This window comes from Roseomonas sp. 18066 (assembly GCF_902706185.1).
In the GTDB taxonomy this organism is placed as follows: domain Bacteria; phylum Pseudomonadota; class Alphaproteobacteria; order Acetobacterales; family Acetobacteraceae; genus Pseudoroseomonas.
In genome coordinates, this window is record NZ_CACSJM010000038.1 from 26,893 (window position 1) to 41,923 (window position 15,031).

At 72.7% G+C, this 15,031-nt stretch carries 15 protein-coding genes; 10 read left to right on the forward strand and 5 right to left on the reverse strand.

Going from position 1 to position 15,031, the window contains the following annotated elements; all coding sequences use genetic code 11:
- Positions 1 to 54: 54 nt before the first annotated feature.
- From GVN67_RS10220 to GVN67_RS10255, 8 genes are all read left to right on the forward strand, one after another.
- Positions 55 to 1,035: a tripartite tricarboxylate transporter substrate binding protein gene (locus tag GVN67_RS10220; RefSeq protein ID WP_159995457.1), complete on the forward strand. Its 981-nt coding sequence runs from the start codon at positions 55 to 57 to the stop codon at positions 1,033 to 1,035.
- Between the two features lie 50 nt (positions 1,036 to 1,085).
- Positions 1,086 to 1,748 carry an alpha/beta hydrolase gene (locus GVN67_RS10225; RefSeq protein WP_159995459.1) on the forward strand — a complete coding sequence of 221 codons (663 nt, stop codon included), beginning with the start codon at positions 1,086 to 1,088 and terminating at the stop codon, positions 1,746 to 1,748.
- A 79-nt stretch (positions 1,749 to 1,827) separates the two neighbouring features.
- Positions 1,828 to 2,367: a thiamine pyrophosphate-binding protein gene (locus GVN67_RS10230; RefSeq protein WP_159995461.1), complete on the forward strand. Its 540-nt coding sequence runs from the start codon at positions 1,828 to 1,830 to the stop codon at positions 2,365 to 2,367.
- Entirely contained in the window at positions 2,364 to 2,951 is a 588-nt protein-coding gene (locus GVN67_RS10235) for a thiamine pyrophosphate-dependent enzyme (RefSeq protein WP_200845214.1), read from the forward strand. Before GVN67_RS10230 ends, GVN67_RS10235 begins: the two co-directional genes overlap by 4 nt.
- The gene (locus tag GVN67_RS10240; RefSeq protein WP_159995465.1) at positions 2,948 to 3,340 is read left to right on the forward strand and encodes a cupin domain-containing protein; all 393 of its coding nucleotides are present in this window, start codon (positions 2,948 to 2,950) and stop codon (positions 3,338 to 3,340) included. Before GVN67_RS10235 ends, GVN67_RS10240 begins: the two co-directional genes overlap by 4 nt.
- Positions 3,341 to 3,451: 111 nt before the next feature.
- Positions 3,452 to 4,474, forward strand: coding sequence for an LLM class flavin-dependent oxidoreductase (locus GVN67_RS10245; protein WP_159995467.1), 1,023 nt, complete (start codon positions 3,452 to 3,454; stop codon positions 4,472 to 4,474).
- 65 nt (positions 4,475 to 4,539) lie between these two features.
- Positions 4,540 to 5,322: an IclR family transcriptional regulator gene (locus GVN67_RS10250; protein ID WP_159995469.1), complete on the forward strand. Its 783-nt coding sequence runs from the start codon at positions 4,540 to 4,542 to the stop codon at positions 5,320 to 5,322.
- Between the two features lie 93 nt (positions 5,323 to 5,415).
- Complete coding sequence (locus tag GVN67_RS10255; protein ID WP_159995471.1) at positions 5,416 to 6,822, forward strand: amidase; 1,407 nt, start codon at positions 5,416 to 5,418, stop codon at positions 6,820 to 6,822.
- Positions 6,823 to 6,825: 3 nt separating this feature from the next.
- Here GVN67_RS10255 and GVN67_RS10260 read toward each other — a convergent pair whose 3' ends face one another.
- Entirely contained in the window at positions 6,826 to 8,427 is a 1,602-nt protein-coding gene (locus GVN67_RS10260) for an ABC transporter substrate-binding protein (protein ID WP_159995473.1), read from the reverse strand.
- A 116-nt stretch (positions 8,428 to 8,543) separates the two neighbouring features.
- Here GVN67_RS10260 and GVN67_RS10265 point away from each other — a divergent pair, with 116 nt between their 5' ends.
- On the forward strand, positions 8,544 to 8,801 hold the full coding sequence (locus GVN67_RS10265) for a phytanoyl-CoA dioxygenase family protein (protein WP_255430384.1): 258 nt from the start codon (positions 8,544 to 8,546) through the stop codon (positions 8,799 to 8,801).
- A 74-nt stretch (positions 8,802 to 8,875) separates the two neighbouring features.
- Here GVN67_RS10265 and GVN67_RS10270 read toward each other — a convergent pair whose 3' ends face one another.
- Complete coding sequence (locus GVN67_RS10270; protein ID WP_159995477.1) at positions 8,876 to 12,004, reverse strand: efflux RND transporter permease subunit; 3,129 nt, start codon at positions 12,002 to 12,004, stop codon at positions 8,876 to 8,878.
- Positions 12,001 to 13,074, reverse strand: a complete 1,074-nt coding sequence (locus tag GVN67_RS10275; RefSeq protein WP_159995479.1) for an efflux RND transporter periplasmic adaptor subunit — start codon at positions 13,072 to 13,074, stop codon at positions 12,001 to 12,003. Before GVN67_RS10275 ends, GVN67_RS10270 begins: the two co-directional genes overlap by 4 nt.
- A 108-nt stretch (positions 13,075 to 13,182) precedes the next feature.
- Here GVN67_RS10275 and GVN67_RS10280 point away from each other — a divergent pair, with 108 nt between their 5' ends.
- Positions 13,183 to 13,728: a TetR/AcrR family transcriptional regulator gene (locus GVN67_RS10280; protein ID WP_159995481.1), complete on the forward strand. Its 546-nt coding sequence runs from the start codon at positions 13,183 to 13,185 to the stop codon at positions 13,726 to 13,728.
- Here GVN67_RS10280 and GVN67_RS10285 read toward each other — a convergent pair.
- Entirely contained in the window at positions 13,725 to 14,660 is a 936-nt protein-coding gene (locus GVN67_RS10285; RefSeq protein ID WP_159995483.1) for an ABC transporter substrate-binding protein, read from the reverse strand. The genes GVN67_RS10280 and GVN67_RS10285 overlap by 4 nt on opposite strands.
- Positions 14,661 to 14,664: 4 nt before the next feature.
- Positions 14,665 to 15,031 (reverse strand): iron chelate uptake ABC transporter family permease subunit (locus GVN67_RS10290; RefSeq protein WP_159995485.1); only part of this gene is annotated, 367 nt, incomplete at its 5' end.

Here is a 15,031-nt window from a genome sequence, read left to right on the forward strand (position 1 = left end):
CACCCCCCGGCGCCGCCTCTGAACGTCCAAGACTGAAAAACGGGAATCAAAGCCATGAAAAGGCGTTCTCTGCTGCTGGGCACCGGCGCGGCCGCGGCCTCCCTGCTCGCTTCGCCGGCCATCCAGGCCCAGGAATCCTGGCCGCGCGGCAAGCCGATCCGCGTCATCATCCCCTGGCCGCCCGGGGCGGCCAACGACACGCTCGGCCGGCTGCTGGCGCAGCGCCTGACGGAAAAGCTCGGCGCCACGGCGGTCGCCGAGAACCGCACCGGCGGCGCCGGGCTGATCGGCACCAATGCGGTGCTGACGGCGCCGAATGACGGCTACACGATCCTCGCCTCGGCCTTCAACACGGCGGTGATGCCGCTGGTGCTGAAGGGCGCCACCTTCGATCCGCAGAAGGATCTGGAGGTGATGGCGCGCACGGCGAAGGCGCCGCTGGTCATGGTCTCCTCCGGCACCCGCCCGCAGAAGACCCTGCCGGAAATCCTGGCAGCGGCGAAGGCCAAGCCGCGCGAATGGAACATCGCCATCTCCTCGCTGGGCTCGGCCGGGCACCTGGCGACCATCGAGTTCCTGCGCCGCACCGGGCTCGACCTCGACATGGTCACCTATCGCGGCACCCAGCCGGCGCTGACCGACCTGATGGGCGGCAGCGTGCAGCTGCTGATCGACCCCTGCTTCGCCCTGCTGCCGGCGCGCGGCGACGGCAAGATCAATGCGGTGGGCATCGCCACGGCGCAGCGCTCGGCGCTGGCCTCCGACGTGCCGACCATGGCCGAGGGCGGGCTGCCGGGCTACGAGTTCCAGTCCTGGTACGGCGTCTGGGGCCCGAAGGGCACGTCGGCCGAGATCTGCGGCCGGGTCAATGCGCTGATGCAGGAGACGATGCGCGAGCCGGTGATGGTCGAGCGCCTGACCCGCCAGGTGCTGGAGCCGGTGACCGAGAGCATCGACCAGACCAAGCAGTTCATCGCCACCGAGATCAACCGTGCCGGCGAGCTGCTGCGCAGCGTCAACTACCAGCCGGAGTAGCCGGCGGGCCGAGGCTGGAGGCGGCGCGCGGAAGCCTGTATGTCCCAGGCATGTCGACGCCCCGCCCCCAGCAGCGTTTTCTCCAAGGCCCGGCCGGCCAGATCCAGCTGACCATCACAGAGCCTGCGGGCGCACCCCGCGGCATCGTGCTGGTCAGCCATCCGCAGCCGCTGCTGGGCGGCTCGCCGCGCCATATCGTGCCGCACACCATCGCCCGCCGGCTGAGCGATGCCGGCTGGATCGCGGTGCGGCCGAGCTTTCGCGGCGTCGACGGCTCCGAGGGTAGCTATGCCGAGGGCATCGGCGAGGCCGAAGACGCTTTCCTGATCGCCGAGACGCTGCGGGCCGAGCATCCGGGGCTGCCCCTGGCGCTCGTCGGCTTCTCCTTCGGCGCCCATGTCTATGCCCGCCTCGCCTGCGCGCTGGAGGAAAAAAGCCCGGCCGCCGCGATCGTGCTGATGGGGCTGCCGGTCGGTCTGGTCCCCGGCGGCCGCGACTACGAGGCCCTGCCGATCCCGCGGCGAACCCTGCTGCTGCATGGCCAGGACGACACCATGGCGCCGCTCGCCTCGCTGCTCGACTGGGGCCGGGCGACGATGCACCCCGTGACCGTCTTCCCCGGCGCCGATCACTTCTTCAAGGGCTGCCTGGCCGCGGCGCTGGACCGGGTTGTCGCCCATCTGAACGCCACCAGCGATCACATCCCGGCATAGCCGGCAGCGCCAGATTGTAATTCCGCGACGGGCCGATCCGTGGCTCACTTCCCGCAAAGAAGCAGGGAGGGAAAGCCGGATGGTTTCCGAGAGCGTCGACACCGCGCCCGCCGCCTGGCAGCGCGACGTCTTCGATGTGCTGAAGGCCGCCGGCGTGCGCCACATCTGCTACGTCCCCGATGCCGGCCATGCCACCGCCATCCGCCTGGCCGAGGCCGACCCCGAGATCCAGGCCGTGGTGCTGACCACCGAGGAGGAGGGCATCGGCTATCTGGCCGGCGCCTGGCTGGGCGGCGAGCGCGGCGCGCTGCTGATGCAGTCCAGCGGCGTCGGCAATTGCATCAACACCCTGGCGCTGCAGCCCTGCATCCGCTTCCCGCTGCTGATGGTGGTGACGATGCGCGGCGACTGGGCCGAGTTCAACCATTGGCAGAACCCGATGGGCCAGGCGACGGAGCCGGTGCTGAAGCAGATGGGCGTCATGACCTGGCGCGCCGATGTACCAGCCGACGTTTCTCCCCTGTTGCGCGGCGCGGCGACCATGGCCTTCGCCGGCGAGGCGTCCTGCGCGCTGCTGCTCGGCCAGCGGCTGATCGGCGAGAAGGAGTGGGTGAAGTGACCGCCGGTGGAACCCTCGACCGGCGCGCCGTCGTCGCTGCCCTGGTGCGGGAGCGCGGCGATCTGCTGGTGGTCTCGGCGCTCGGCTCGCCCTCCTACGACCTGATGGCGGCCGGCGACCACGACCTGAATTTCTACCTGTGGGCGGCGATGGGCAGCGCGGCCATGGTCGGGCTCGGCCTGGCCCGGGCGCAGCCCGACCGGCCGGTGCTGGTGCTGACCGGCGATGGCGAGCAGCTGATGGGCCTCGGCGCGCTGGCCACCATCGCGCTGCGCCGCCCGGCCAATCTCTCCATCGTCGTGCTCGACAACGGCCATTACGGCGAGACCGGCATGCAGCCGAGCCATGCCGGCATGGGCGTCGAGCTGGCCCGCATCGCCGCGGCGCTGGATTTCCCGGGCGCGGAGACCATCGCCGAGCTGCAGGGCATCGAGCCGCTGCGCCGCCGCCTCCACGCCCGCGCCGGGCTGCATCTCGCCACCGTCAAGATCGAGCCGAAGAACTGGCCGCGCGTGCTGCCGCCGCGTGACGGCGTCCACGTCAAGAACCGCTTCCGCCAAGCCCTGGGACATTCGCCGACATGAGCACCACCGACGCCCCGAAGCGCCAGGCCGACGAGTTCCACAACCTCGATGACGGGATCGGCGGCATCGTCCGCGAGCTGGCCCCCGGCCTGACCACCCGCATCTTCGCCGGCGAGCAGGCCATGCTCTCCATCGTCAGCATCGCCCCCAACGCCGAGGGCACGCTGCATGCCCACCCCGAGGAGCAATGGGGCGTGCTGCTCGACGGCAGCGCGGTGCGCGTCCAGGGCGGCGAGGAGATCGCGGTGAAGAAAGGCGACTTCTGGCGCACCCCCGGCGGCGTGCCGCACACCATGCGGGCGGGGCCGGAGGGCGCGCGGGTGCTCGACATCTTCAGCCCGCCGCGGTCAGAATACCGCAAGCCGGGCTCCGGCTTCGGCACGGCATGACCATCATTGGCGCCGGTGATTGGGCAGCCGGCGCCAGGGGACGCATATAGGCGGTCGACCAAACCTATTCCGGCGGGGCGCTTGTCCCCGCCGTCAGGGATATCGACCGCCATGAAGAAGATCGGCTTTCTGTCCTTCGGCCATTGGACGCCCTCGCCGCATTCGGCGACGCGCTCGGCCGCCGACGTGCTGACCCAGTCCATCGACCTCGCCGTCGCGGCGGAGCAGCTCGGCGCGGACGGCGCCTATATCCGCGTGCACCACTATGCCCGCCAGCTGGCCTCGCCCTTCCCGCTGCTGGCGGCGATGGGCGCGCGCACCAAGAGCATCGAGCTCGGCACCGCGGTCATCGACATGCGCTACGAGAACCCCTTCTACATGGCCGAGGATGCCGGGGCGGCGGACCTGATCAGCGGCGGCCGGCTGCAGCTCGGCCTCAGCCGCGGCTCGCCGGAGCAGGTGATCGACGGCTGGCGCCATTTCGGCCATGAGCCGATCGCCGGCGAGAGCGATGCCGAGATGGGCCGCCGCCATGCCCAGGTCTTTCACCAGCTGCTGAAGGGCGAGGGCTTCGCGCAGCCGAACCCGCGGCCGATGTTCCCGAACCCGCCGGGGCTGCTGCGGCTGGAGCCGCATTCGGAGGGGCTGCGCGACCGCATCTGGTGGGGCGCCGGCTCGAACGCGACCGCGGTCTGGGCGGCGAAGCAGGGGATGAACCTGCAGAGCTCGACGCTGAAGGATGACGAGACCGGCGAGGCCTTCCACATCCAGCAGGCCAAGCAGATCCGCGCCTATCGCGAGGCCTGGAAGGAGGCCGGCCACGTCCGGGAGCCCCGCGTCTCGGTCAGCCGCAGCATCTTCCCGCTGCTCGACGACCGCGACCGCGAGTATTTCGGCCGCGGCGCCAAGGAGCAGGACCAGGTCGGCTTCATCGACGACCGCACCCGCGCCATCTTCGGCCGCGGCTACACGGGAGAGCCGGAAAAGCTGATCGAGCAGCTGCGCGGCGACGAGGGCATCGCCGAGGCCGACACCCTGCTGCTGACCATCCCCAACCAGCTGGGCGTCGACTATTGCGCCCATGTGATCGAGGGGGTGCTGAAGCACGTGGCGCCGGCGCTGGGCTGGCGCTGAGCATCGCTTGATCTCCGCCGCCCGGGCTGGCCACATTGCGCGGGCACGGTCCGGGGGGCGGGGCGATGGGGGCGGAGGCACGGGACAGCCAGGGCGTCGTGGCGCGGGTCGCCGAGATCCTGCGCGCCTTCGCCGAGGCCGGCGACAGCCTGTCGATCAAGGAGCTGTCGCAGCGCCTGGAACTGCCGCCCAGCACGCTGCACCGGCTGCTGGACCAGCTGCTGGAGACCGGGCTGGTCGAGCGCGCCGCGCATCGCCGCTACCGCGTCGGCGGCGAGTTCAGCCGGCTCGGCGCCCTGGCCGCGCGCAAGGCGGGGATGCTGCGCCTGGCCGGGCCGATGCTGCAGGATGTGGCGCGGCAGACCACCGAGACCTGCATGCTGGGGCTGCTGCTGCCGCAAAGCCTCAGCATGATGTTCGTCGACAAGGCGGCGGCCGCCCTGCCGCTGCCCTATCCGATCCGCATGCACCGCGCCCGCTCGCTGCTCTGGGGCGCGACCGGCCTGTGCCTGCTGGCCTGGCTGCGGCCCGAGACCGTCGAGCAGGTGCTGCGCCGCGCCGGGCCCTGCCCGCTGGACGGCCGCGCGCCGCCGCGGGGCGCGGCTTTGGCCGAGCGCCTGGCCCAGATCCGCGCCCGTGGCTATGCGCTGACCCGCGGCGAGCAGACCCGCGATGCGGTGGGCATGGCCGCGCCCGTCTTCGGCGCCGGCCAGCGCGTGGTCGGCGACCTTTGCATCACCCTGCCGCGCGCCCGCTTCGCCGCCGGCGACGAGGCGCGCTTCGCCGGGCTGCTGATGCAGCGCGCCGCCACGCTGTCGCGGCTGAACGGGCATGTCGCCCCGGCCTGAACCCGGATTCCGCTGGCCGGAATGCCCTGGCTTGAAGCGGCTGTTCCTCGGCGCCTAGCCTCGGTCCCTGTTCCAAAGTCCAGGAGAATGGCGATGAGCGCGGCGCAGAAGGCGGGCTACGACCTGCGGCAGCAACCCGGCCCCGGCTTCCACGACGCGGTGCCCGGCTTCCGCGAGGGCGCCGACACGCCGCGCGCCTATCTGGAACGGTGCCTGGCCACCATCGCCGCGCGCGAGCCGGAGGTGCAGGCCTGGGTGGTGATCAACGAGGAAGGCGCCCGCGCCGCGGCCGATGCCAGCACCGCGCGCTGGCAGGCCGGGCGGCCGCTGTCGCTGATCGACGGCATGCCGATCGGCATCAAGGACCTGATCGCGACGCAGGACATGCCGACCCAGATGGGCTGCGCCGCCTATAAGGGGAATTTCCCGAAGCACGACGCGGCGCTGGTGCAGGCGCTGCGCGCCGCCGGCGCCGTCATCCTGGGCAAGACGGTGACCACCGAGCTCGGCATGTCGGAACCCGGCCCCACCACCAACCCCTTCCATCCCGGCCATACCCCCGGCGGCTCTTCCTCCGGCTCGGCGGCGGCGGTGGGGGCGGGCATGGTGCCGGCGGCGATCGGCACCCAGGTCGGCGGCTCGATCATCCGCCCGGCCAGCTATTGCGGCAATATCGCGCTGAAGCCGACCCAGGGCGCGATCAACCGCGGCGAGCGCCAGACCCTGTCGCAGGCCACCGCCGGCGTGCATGCCAATGCGGCCGAGGACATGTGGCAGGTGGCGATCGAGATCGCCCGGCGGGTCGGCGGCGACCCCGGCATGCCCGGCCTGTTCGGCCCGGCGACACCCCCTGCCCCGTCCCGCCCGGCCCGGCTGATCGTGCTGCAGGCCGAGGGCTGGGCCATGCTGGACGAGGCCGCCCGCGACGCCTTCGAGGCCATCCTGGCGCAGCTGCGCGCCGCCGGCGTCGAGGTGCTGGAGCGTGGCGACCATCCCTGGATCGAGGCCTTCGAGCAGAGCATCGCCGGCGCCAAGGCGATGACCAACGAGATCTGCGCCTTCGAGAATCTCAGCAGCATCCGCAGCCTGCTGGCGCAGTCGCCCGACGGCGTCAGCGAGCGGCTGCGGCGCCGCCATGCGGTCGGCGAGGCCATGGACCTGGAGCGCTACCGCCTCGGCCTGCAGCAGCGCGAGACGGCGCGGCGGCACCTGGCGGCGCTGGCCCCGCTGGCCGATGCGCTGATCGCGCCCGCCTCGCCCGGCCCGGCCCCGGCCTGGGGCGGCGACATCCCCGGCCAGCCGCTGCACCCGCGCCCGACCGGCGACATCGCCTACAATGCCGCGACCTCGGCGCTGGGGGCGCCGGCGGTGAGCGTGCCGCTGACCAGCGTGCACGGCCTGCCGATGGGCATCCAGGTGATCGGCCAGCCGCATATGGACGCCCGCGCCACGGCCATCGCCCGCTGGCTGCTGGCGACGCTCGACCCCGTGGCGCGGTAGGCTTCAGGGCGCCAGGCGGATGCCCATGGCGACGGTGCGCTCGTCCATCCGCGGGTCATGCGCCAGGCCGCGGCGCAGGCCCCAGCTGTTGGTCAGCTGCAGCAGCTGGATATAGGGGGTGGTCGCGTCGTAATGCGCGACCGCCCGGCGCAGCAGCGCCTCCCGCGCCGCATCGTCCAGCGTGGCGGAGGCCTCGGCCGTCATGGCGTCCAGCGCCGGGTCGGACCAGCCCCACATATTGGCAGCCCCCGTCAGCCGCGACCGGTCGCCGGTGCCGGCGATGGAGACCAGGTAGTTGATCGCCTCGCCGGTCGAGCTGCCCCAGGCCGCCATCTGCACCAGGAATTCCTGCCGGGTCCGCCGCGGCACGAAGGCGGAATAGGGCAGCGCCTCCACCGTGGTGCGCACGCCGATCCGGGTCCACATCTGCGCCACCGCCTGGGTCAGCCGCGCATCATTGGGCCAACGGTCGTTCGGCGTGGTCAGGGTCAGGCGGAAGCCCTCCGGGTAGCCGGCCTCGGCCAGCAGCGCGCGGGCGCGGTCGGGATCAAAGGGGGTGGGCGTGACCGCCGGGTTGTGGCCGAAGGCGCCGGCCGGCAGCCATTGCGCGGTGGGCTGCGCCGCGCCCTCCATCACCCGGTCGACCAGGGCGTCGCGCTGGATCGCCAGCGACAGCGCCTGGCGCACCCTGAGATCACGGAACGGGTTCTGCGGCAGCGGCCGGCCGGCATGGTCGGTGGCCTGGGGCGAATTGCCGGCGATGCTGTGGACGGGGGCGATGAACATGGTGCGCAGGCTGGCGATCTCGCTGACCGTCACCTTCGGGTCGCGCTTCAGCCGGGCCAGGTCGCTGCTGGGGATCTGGTCGATCACGTCGACATCGCCGGCCAGCAGCGCCGCGGTGCGCGCGGTGTCATTGGCCAGGAAGCGGTATTCGACCCGGGCCCAGGGCTCGGCCCCGCCCCACCAGGCCTCGTTGCGCAGCAGCAGGGCGGCGGTGCCGGGGCGGTACTCGCCCAGGCGATAGGGGCCGGTGCCGATGGCGGCGCGGCCGCTGTTGTAGTCCTCTGTGCCCGCCCCGGTCCCGGCATGGCGCGAGACGATGCTGACCGAGCCCAGGTCGACCGGCAGCAGCGGATGCGGCTGGCGGGTGTGGATGCGCAAGGTATGGGGGTCGACCGCCTCGGCCTTGGCGACCATGCGCAGGAAGGCGCCGAAGCCGCCCGGGCTGTTCGGCACCAGCGGCGCGCGCTCGAAGCTGAACAGCACGTCGTCGGCGGTGAAGGGCCGCCCGTCATGCCAGGCGACGCCGCGGCGCAGGCAGAATTCCCAGACGGTGTCGGAGATCTGCGTCCAGCTTTCGGCCAACGCCGGCTGCGGCCGGGCCTGGGCGTCGCGCTCCACCAGCCGGTCGAACAGATGCATGGTCAGCGCGTTGTTCGGCCCGTTATTGTGGAAATGCGGGTCGAGCGAGGTGGCCGGCGCGCCGACGCCGATGCGCAGGGTCTGCGCCGCGGCGGGCGGCGCGGCGGCGGCCAGCAGCAGGCCAGCCGCGGCCAGCGCGGCCTGGCGCCGGCGCAGCCGGGTCGGTCGGGGGGTCGTCATGGCGAGGCCTCCTGCCGGGGGGCGGCCGGGACGGCGGCGCCCTGTCGTCCCGCAGGCTGCGGCGCCGCGGCGCCTCGGGGCAAGGCCGATATTCCGGCCTGCGGAACGACCGGCGCCTGGGAACAGCCATGCTCTGCCCCGACGGCATGACGGAGGAAGGCGGCGCCACCGCCTTCCTGCCCGGCTCGCATCTTCTGGCCGATGACGACGTCGCCGCCGCCAGGCCGCCGCGCGGCTGGCAGCCGCCGTTGAAAGACATCGTCACGCTGGCCTGCGCCCCCGGCGACCTGGTGCCGATCCATCCCAAGGTGCTGCATGGCGGCGAGGCAGATCACCGTCTTCACCGACCAGACCCCGCCGGTGCGGCAAGATGACTACCACCCGATCGCTGTCTGTGCCGCCTCCCACCACGCCGAACACGACCGCCACCAGCAGCTGGTGAAGCGGCTCAGCCTGACGGTGAGCTGACCTCCTTCGCGGGGACGGGCGCCGCCTCGGCCTTCCCCGCGAACCACGTATAGAAAAGCGGGATCAGGAAGACCGCCAGGAAGGTCGCGGCCAGCATGCCGCCGACCACCGCCGTGCCGATCGCCAGCCGGCTGCCGGAGCCCGGGCCGCTGCTCAGCGCCAGCGGCAGGCAGCCCAGGATGAAGGCCAGCGAGGTCATGACGATCGGCCGGAAGCGCAGCCGCGCCGCCGCCAGCGCCGCCTCGCCCGCCGATTTGCCGGCGCGCCGCTCCAGCACCGCGAACTCGACGATCAGGATGGCGTTCTTCGCCGCCAGCCCGACCAGGGTGATCAGCCCGACCTGGAAATAGATGTCGTTGGTCATGCCGCGCAGCCAGACGGCCAGCAGCGCGCCGAACAGCCCGAAGGGCACCGCCAGCAGCACCGCCACCGGCAGCGACCAGCGGCCGTATTGCGCGGCCAGGATCAGGAAGACCATGACGATGCCGAAGCCCAGCGCCAGCGCCCCGGCATTGCCGCCGGCCAGCTCCTGATAGGCCGCCCCGGTCCAGGCGATGCCGAAGCCCGCCGGCAGCACCGCGGCCGCCACCTGCTGCATCGCCCGCAGCGCCTGGCCGGAGGAATAGCCGGGCGCCGCGGCGCCGTTGATGGTCGCCGCCGGATAGGCGTTGAAGCGCTCGGCCATGTCGCTGCCGACGACACGGGTCAGCCGCAGCATGGCGCTGGCCGGCACCAGCTCGCCGCCCGCGGCGCGGACGAAGACGCGGTCGAGGTCCTCGGGCGCGCGGCGATACTCGGCGTCCGATTGCAGGTTGACCCGGTAGTTGCGCCCCATCAGCGAGAAGTCGTTGACGTAGAGGCTGCTGAAGGTGCTCTGCACCGTCTCGAACAGCGCCGCCAGCGTGACGCCGCGCGCCCGCGCCGCGTCGCGGTCGATGTCGAGCCGGTAGCGCGGCACGTTGCTCTGCAGCGTGGTGCTGAGGCCGGCGAGCTCCGGCCGCTGCCCGGCCGCCTGCAGCAGCGCCTGCAGCGCCTGGCCCATGGCCTCGGGCCCGGCGCCGCCGCGGTCCAGCAGCTTCATCTCGAAGCCGCCGACCGCGCCCATGCCGTCGATCGCCGGCGGGTTGAAGGCCATGGCGAAGGCGTCGCGCAGGCCGGACAGGGCGCCGAAGAACTGCCCGGCGAGCTGCCGCGCATCCTGGCCGGGATCGGGCCGCGCCGACCAGTCGGTCAGCTCGACGAAGGCCGCGCCCGCGCTGGTGCTGGCGGCGTTGGACAGCAGGTTGAAGCCGGCGAAGGCGGTCACCGAGCGGACATTCGGGTCGGCGCGCAGGATCGCCTCGATCTCGGCGCCCGAGGCCGCGGTGCGGTCGACCGCGGTCGCCGGCGGCATCGACCAGGCCACCAGCAGGATGCCCTGGTCCTCCTCCGGCACCAGCCCGCCGGGGACGCTGCGGAACAGGCCGAAGGTCAGGCCGCAGACCAGCAGGAAGCAGGCCAGCCCCAGCAGCGAGCGGCGCAGGAAGAAGCGCACCCCGGCGGCATAGCCGGCGGTGACGCGGTCGAAGCCGCGGTTGAACAGGCGGAAGGGCAGCAGCGGCCGGCCATGCCCCGGCTTCAGCATCACCGCGCAGAGCGCCGGCGTCAGGGTCAGCGCCACGACCCCCGACAGGATCACCGAGACCGAGATGGTGATGGCGAACTGCTTGTAGAGCTCGCCCGACAATCCGCCGAGGAAGCCCACGGGGATGAAGACCGCGCAGAGCACCAGCACGATGGCGATGACCGGCCCGGTCACCTCCTCCATCGCCTTGATGGCGGCGGCGCGCGGCGGCAGGCCTTCCTCGGCCATCAGCCGCTCGACATTCTCGACCACCACGATGGCGTCGTCGACGACGATGCCGATCGCCAGGATCAGGCCGAACAGCGTCAGCATGTTGATGCTGAAGCCCAGCGCATACATGCCGGCGAAGGTGCCGATGATCGAGACCGGGATGGCGATCAGCGGAATGACCGTGGCGCGCCAGCTCTGCAGGAACAGGAAGACCACGACGACGACCAGCGCCACCGCCTCGAGGAAGGTGGCGATGACCTGCTGGATGGAGACGCGGACGAAGGTCGTGGTGTCGTAGGGGATGGAGTATTCCATTCCCTGCGGCATGGCGGCGGCCAGCGCGTCCAGCCGCGCGGTGACGGCCGCCATGGTCTGCAGCGCATTCGCCCCCGGCTGCAGATAGATGCCGAAGGGCGCGCTGGCCCGGCCGTTCATGGTGCCGACGAAGTCGTATTGCTGGGCGCCGAGCTCCACCCGGGCGACCTCGCGCAGCCGCAGCGTCGAGCCGTCGGCGCGGGCCTGCAGGATGATCTCGCCGAAGGCGGCGGCATCGGGCAGGCGGCCCTCGGCGGTCATGGCATAGGTGTAGGCGCCGCCGGCGCCGGGCGCGGCGTTGATCTGGCCGGCGGCGAATTGCTGGTTCTGCTCGCGGATGGCGGCCGAGACGTCGGAGGCGGTCAGCCCGAACTGCGCCAGCTTCTCCGGCTGCAGCCAGACCCGCATGGCATATTCCTTCTGCCCGAACAGCGCGGCATTGCCGACGCCGCGGATCCGCTTGACCTCGTCGATGACGTTGCGCAGCGCATAGTTGCTGAGGAAGATCTCGTCGAAGCGGTCATCCGTCGCGGTCAGCGAGACCACGGCCAGGAAGGCGCTGGACTGCTTGCTGACGGTGACGCCGACGCGCTGCACCTCGGCCGGCAGGGTCGCCAGCACGCTCTGCACCCGGTTGCTGACATTGATCGTCGCCTGGTCGGGATCGGTGCCGATCTCGAAGCTGACGCTGAGCGACATGGCGCCATCGGTATTGACCGACTGCATGTAGATCAGCCCGTCGACGCCGTTGATGGCGCGTTCCAGCGGCGCCGCCACGGTCTGCGCCACGGTGGCGGCATCGGCGCCGGAATAGCTGGTGGCCACCTGCACCTGCGGCGGCACGATCTGCGGATATTGGGCGACCGGCAGGGCCGGCAGCGCCACCAGCCCGGCCAGCACGATCAGGATCGACAGCACGCCGGCCAGCACCGGGCGCTCGATGAAGAAGCGGGCGCTCACGGCCGGGCCTCCACCGCCTCGACGACCGCACCTTCGGTGACCCTGACCAGCCCCTCGGCGATGACGCGGTCGCCGGGCTGCAGCCCCTGCTCGACGATCCAGTCGCGCGCCAGCATGCGGCCCAGGCGCAGGGCGCGGCGCCCGGCCTTGCCGTCGGGGCCGACGACATAGGCGAAGGCGCCCTGCACATCCTGCTGCACCGCCGCCTGCGGGATGCGGAAGGCGGGCCGCGCCGGGCCTGCGACGCGCAGCCGGACGAATTGCCCGGGGATCAGCCGGCGGTCGGGATTGGCGAAGGTGGCGCGGGCGCGCACCGTGCCGGTGGCGGCATCGACCGTCGCCTCGGTGAAGCTGACGCGGCCCCGGGCGGCCACGGCGCCGTCCAGCACCACCTCCGCCGGCAGCTCCGCGCCGCCCAGCGCCGCCAGGTCCGCGGCGTTGAAGGCGAAGCCGACATGCACCGGATCGAGCTGGGTGATGCGGGTCAGCAGCGAATTGCCCTCGGCGGTGCCGATCAGGCTGCCCTCGGGCACCGCTTCCAGGCTGGTGACGCCGGCGATCGGCGCGGTGACGGTGGTGTAGCCGAGCTCCAGCCGGGCGCTGGCCAGGCGGGCGCGGGCGGCGGCCAGCTGCGCCTCGGCCTGGGCCAGGGCCGAGACGGCGTCGTCGCGGTCGCGCTGGGTGCCGACGCTGGCGCGGGCCAGCGCCGCGGTGCGGGCCTGGTCGCGGCGGGCGCGCTCCAGCCCGGCCTCGGCCTCCTGCAGCTGCGCCGCCGCCAGGTCGACCGCCGCCTGATAGGTCGCCGGGTCGATGCGGAACAGCACAGCGCCCGCCTGCACCGCCGCGCCCTCCGCATAGGCGCGCTGCAGCAGGATGCCGCCGACGCGGGCGCGCACCTCGGTCTGGCGGAAGGCGGTGACGCGGCCGCCATAGTCGAAGACCAGCGGCGTCGGCTGCGGCTGCACGGCGACGACGCCGACCCTGGGCGGCGGCGCGGCCTGGGGCGGCGCCGCCGTCTCGCCGCAGGCGGCGAGCAGCAGGAGGACAGGGAGAAAACGGCGGCGGGGCATGCTGGTCACCGGGGGTCTGGGGCGTCATGGTCCGGCGGCGCTTGCTGGCCTGTTGGCCGGATCTTATAAATCCATACGTATGTATTTGAACTAGGTCAAGGAGGCCGCATGGGTCGCCCGCCATCGATCGACCGCGACAGGGTGCTGGACATCGTCGAGGCCATCCTGCTGAAGGAAGGCACCGCCGCGCTGACCATCGACGCCGTGGCCCGCGCCGCCGGCATTTCCAAGGGCGGGGTGCAGTCGCGCTTCGGCACCAAGGGCGACCTGATCCGCATGATGGAGGCGCGCTGGTCGCGCGACTACGACGCCGAGGTCGCGGCGATCGCCGGCCCCTCGCCCAGCCCGCTTGAGGCGGTGCGGGCGCATATCGCCGTGTCGCTGGACCTGGACGAAGCCGGCCAGGCGCGCGCCGCCGGCATGCTGGCCGCGCTGATCGAGGCGCGCGACCACATCGCCAGCGCCAAAACCTGGTATCAGGAGCGCTTCGGCGGGCTGGACCGGCAGACGCCGGCGGGCCGCCGCGCCTGGCTGGTGCTGATGGCGACCGAGGGTGCCTTCATGCTGCGCGCCTTCGGCTTCACCGACCCGTCCGAGGCGGAAATGCGCGACCTGATCGCCGACCTGCATGCGCTGATGGAGGGGAAGATCTAGGGTCCCGCCTGCCGCGCCAGCATGCCGGTGACCATGCCGATGGCCAGGCTGCGCGCGGCATAGGACAGCGCCACCGCCTCGTCGCGCGGCAGCACCAGGAAGCGGCCCTCGCGGCAGGCGCGCAGATAGCGGCAATACTCCGGATGCACCCGCGCCAGGCGGCGATGCGCGGCGGCGGGCGGCTCCAGCCGGTCGTTGCGATAGGTGTCGATCAGGAAATCGGCGTCGAGCTCGGGCAGCAGCTCCGGGCTGACCACGGCCTGGCGCTGCGGCGGGATGGCCTCGATCAGCGCCGGGAAGCGGAAGCCGGCATCGCGCAGCACCGTGCCCAGCGCGCCATAGGTGTGGTCCAGCGCCAGCTTGCCGTCGCCGCGGGCGGAGATCACCGCGACGCTGAACCGCTCCGGCCGCCAGGCGCGGCGGAGCTCTGTCAGCTGCGCCTGGTAGCGGCGCTCGAGCCGGGCGGCCTCGGCCTCGCGGCCCACCAGCCGCGCCAGCAGGGCATAGGTTTCGGCCAGGCTGCGGCGGGTGTCGTCGATCACCACGGTGGGCGCGATGCGCTGCAGCTGCGCGACCGGGGTGGCGCCGGCGGCCGGCGTCAGGATCAGGTCGGGGCGGGCCAAGGCGACGGCCTCGGCATCGATCACGCCAATGCCGAGGAAGCCGATGCCGGCCTCGGCGAAATCGGTGCCGACCAGGGTCATGGCGCCGCGCAGGAAGGGTTTTCCCGCGCTGTCGAGCCGGCCGGTGCTGGCCACCGGCGTGACGCCGAGCTCCAGCAGCGGCAGCGCTAGGTCGCTGTCATGCAGGGTGACGACGCGCAGCGGCGCGGATGGCAGCGCCACGCGGCGCCCGGCATCGTCGACGAAATCCTGCGCCCGCGGCGCGGCGGCGACCATCAGGAAGCAGGCCAGGGCCAGGAGAAGTCGCATCGGTTCAGCCTCGTCGCGCCAGGAGGATCAGCAGGAAGGGCGCGCCGAGCGCCGCCAGCACCAGCCCGGCCGGCAGCTGCAGCGGCGCGACGGCGATGCGGCCCAGGCTGTCGGCGGCCAGCAGCAGCAGCCCGCCCACCAGCCCGCTGCCGGCCATGGAAGGGAAGGCGCCGTGCCCGAGCAGCCGGCGGGCGATATGCGGCGCCACCAGCCCGACGAAGCCCAGCGCGCCGATGGCGGCGACGGCGGCCGCCGTCAGCCCGACCGAGGCCGCCAGCTGCACCGCCTGCAGCCGCCGCAGCCGCAGCCCCAGCCCGGTCGCCGCCGCCGGCCCCAGCGCCGCGACCGCCGCCCCCGGGCCGGCCCAGGCC

Bases quoted from the DNA above. Each gene is read 5' to 3' on its own strand.
- GVN67_RS10220 (WP_159995457.1), top strand. From the start codon at position 55: ATGAAAAGGCGTTCTCTGCTGCTGGGCACCGGCGCGGCCGCGGCCTCC.
- GVN67_RS10225 (WP_159995459.1), top strand. From the start codon at position 1,086: ATGTCGACGCCCCGCCCCCAGCAGCGTTTTCTCCAAGGCCCGGCCGGC.
- GVN67_RS10230 (WP_159995461.1), top strand. From the start codon at position 1,828: ATGGTTTCCGAGAGCGTCGACACCGCGCCCGCCGCCTGGCAGCGCGAC.
- GVN67_RS10240 (WP_159995465.1), top strand. From the start codon at position 2,948: ATGAGCACCACCGACGCCCCGAAGCGCCAGGCCGACGAGTTCCACAAC.
- GVN67_RS10245 (WP_159995467.1), top strand. From the start codon at position 3,452: ATGAAGAAGATCGGCTTTCTGTCCTTCGGCCATTGGACGCCCTCGCCG.
- GVN67_RS10250 (WP_159995469.1), top strand. From the start codon at position 4,540: ATGGGGGCGGAGGCACGGGACAGCCAGGGCGTCGTGGCGCGGGTCGCC.
- GVN67_RS10255 (WP_159995471.1), top strand. From the start codon at position 5,416: ATGAGCGCGGCGCAGAAGGCGGGCTACGACCTGCGGCAGCAACCCGGC.
- GVN67_RS10260 (WP_159995473.1), bottom strand. From the start codon at position 8,427: ATGACGACCCCCCGACCGACCCGGCTGCGCCGGCGCCAGGCCGCGCTG.
- GVN67_RS10275 (WP_159995479.1), bottom strand. From the start codon at position 13,074: ATGCCCCGCCGCCGTTTTCTCCCTGTCCTCCTGCTGCTCGCCGCCTGC.
- GVN67_RS10280 (WP_159995481.1), top strand. From the start codon at position 13,183: ATGGGTCGCCCGCCATCGATCGACCGCGACAGGGTGCTGGACATCGTC.
- GVN67_RS10285 (WP_159995483.1), bottom strand. From the start codon at position 14,660: ATGCGACTTCTCCTGGCCCTGGCCTGCTTCCTGATGGTCGCCGCCGCG.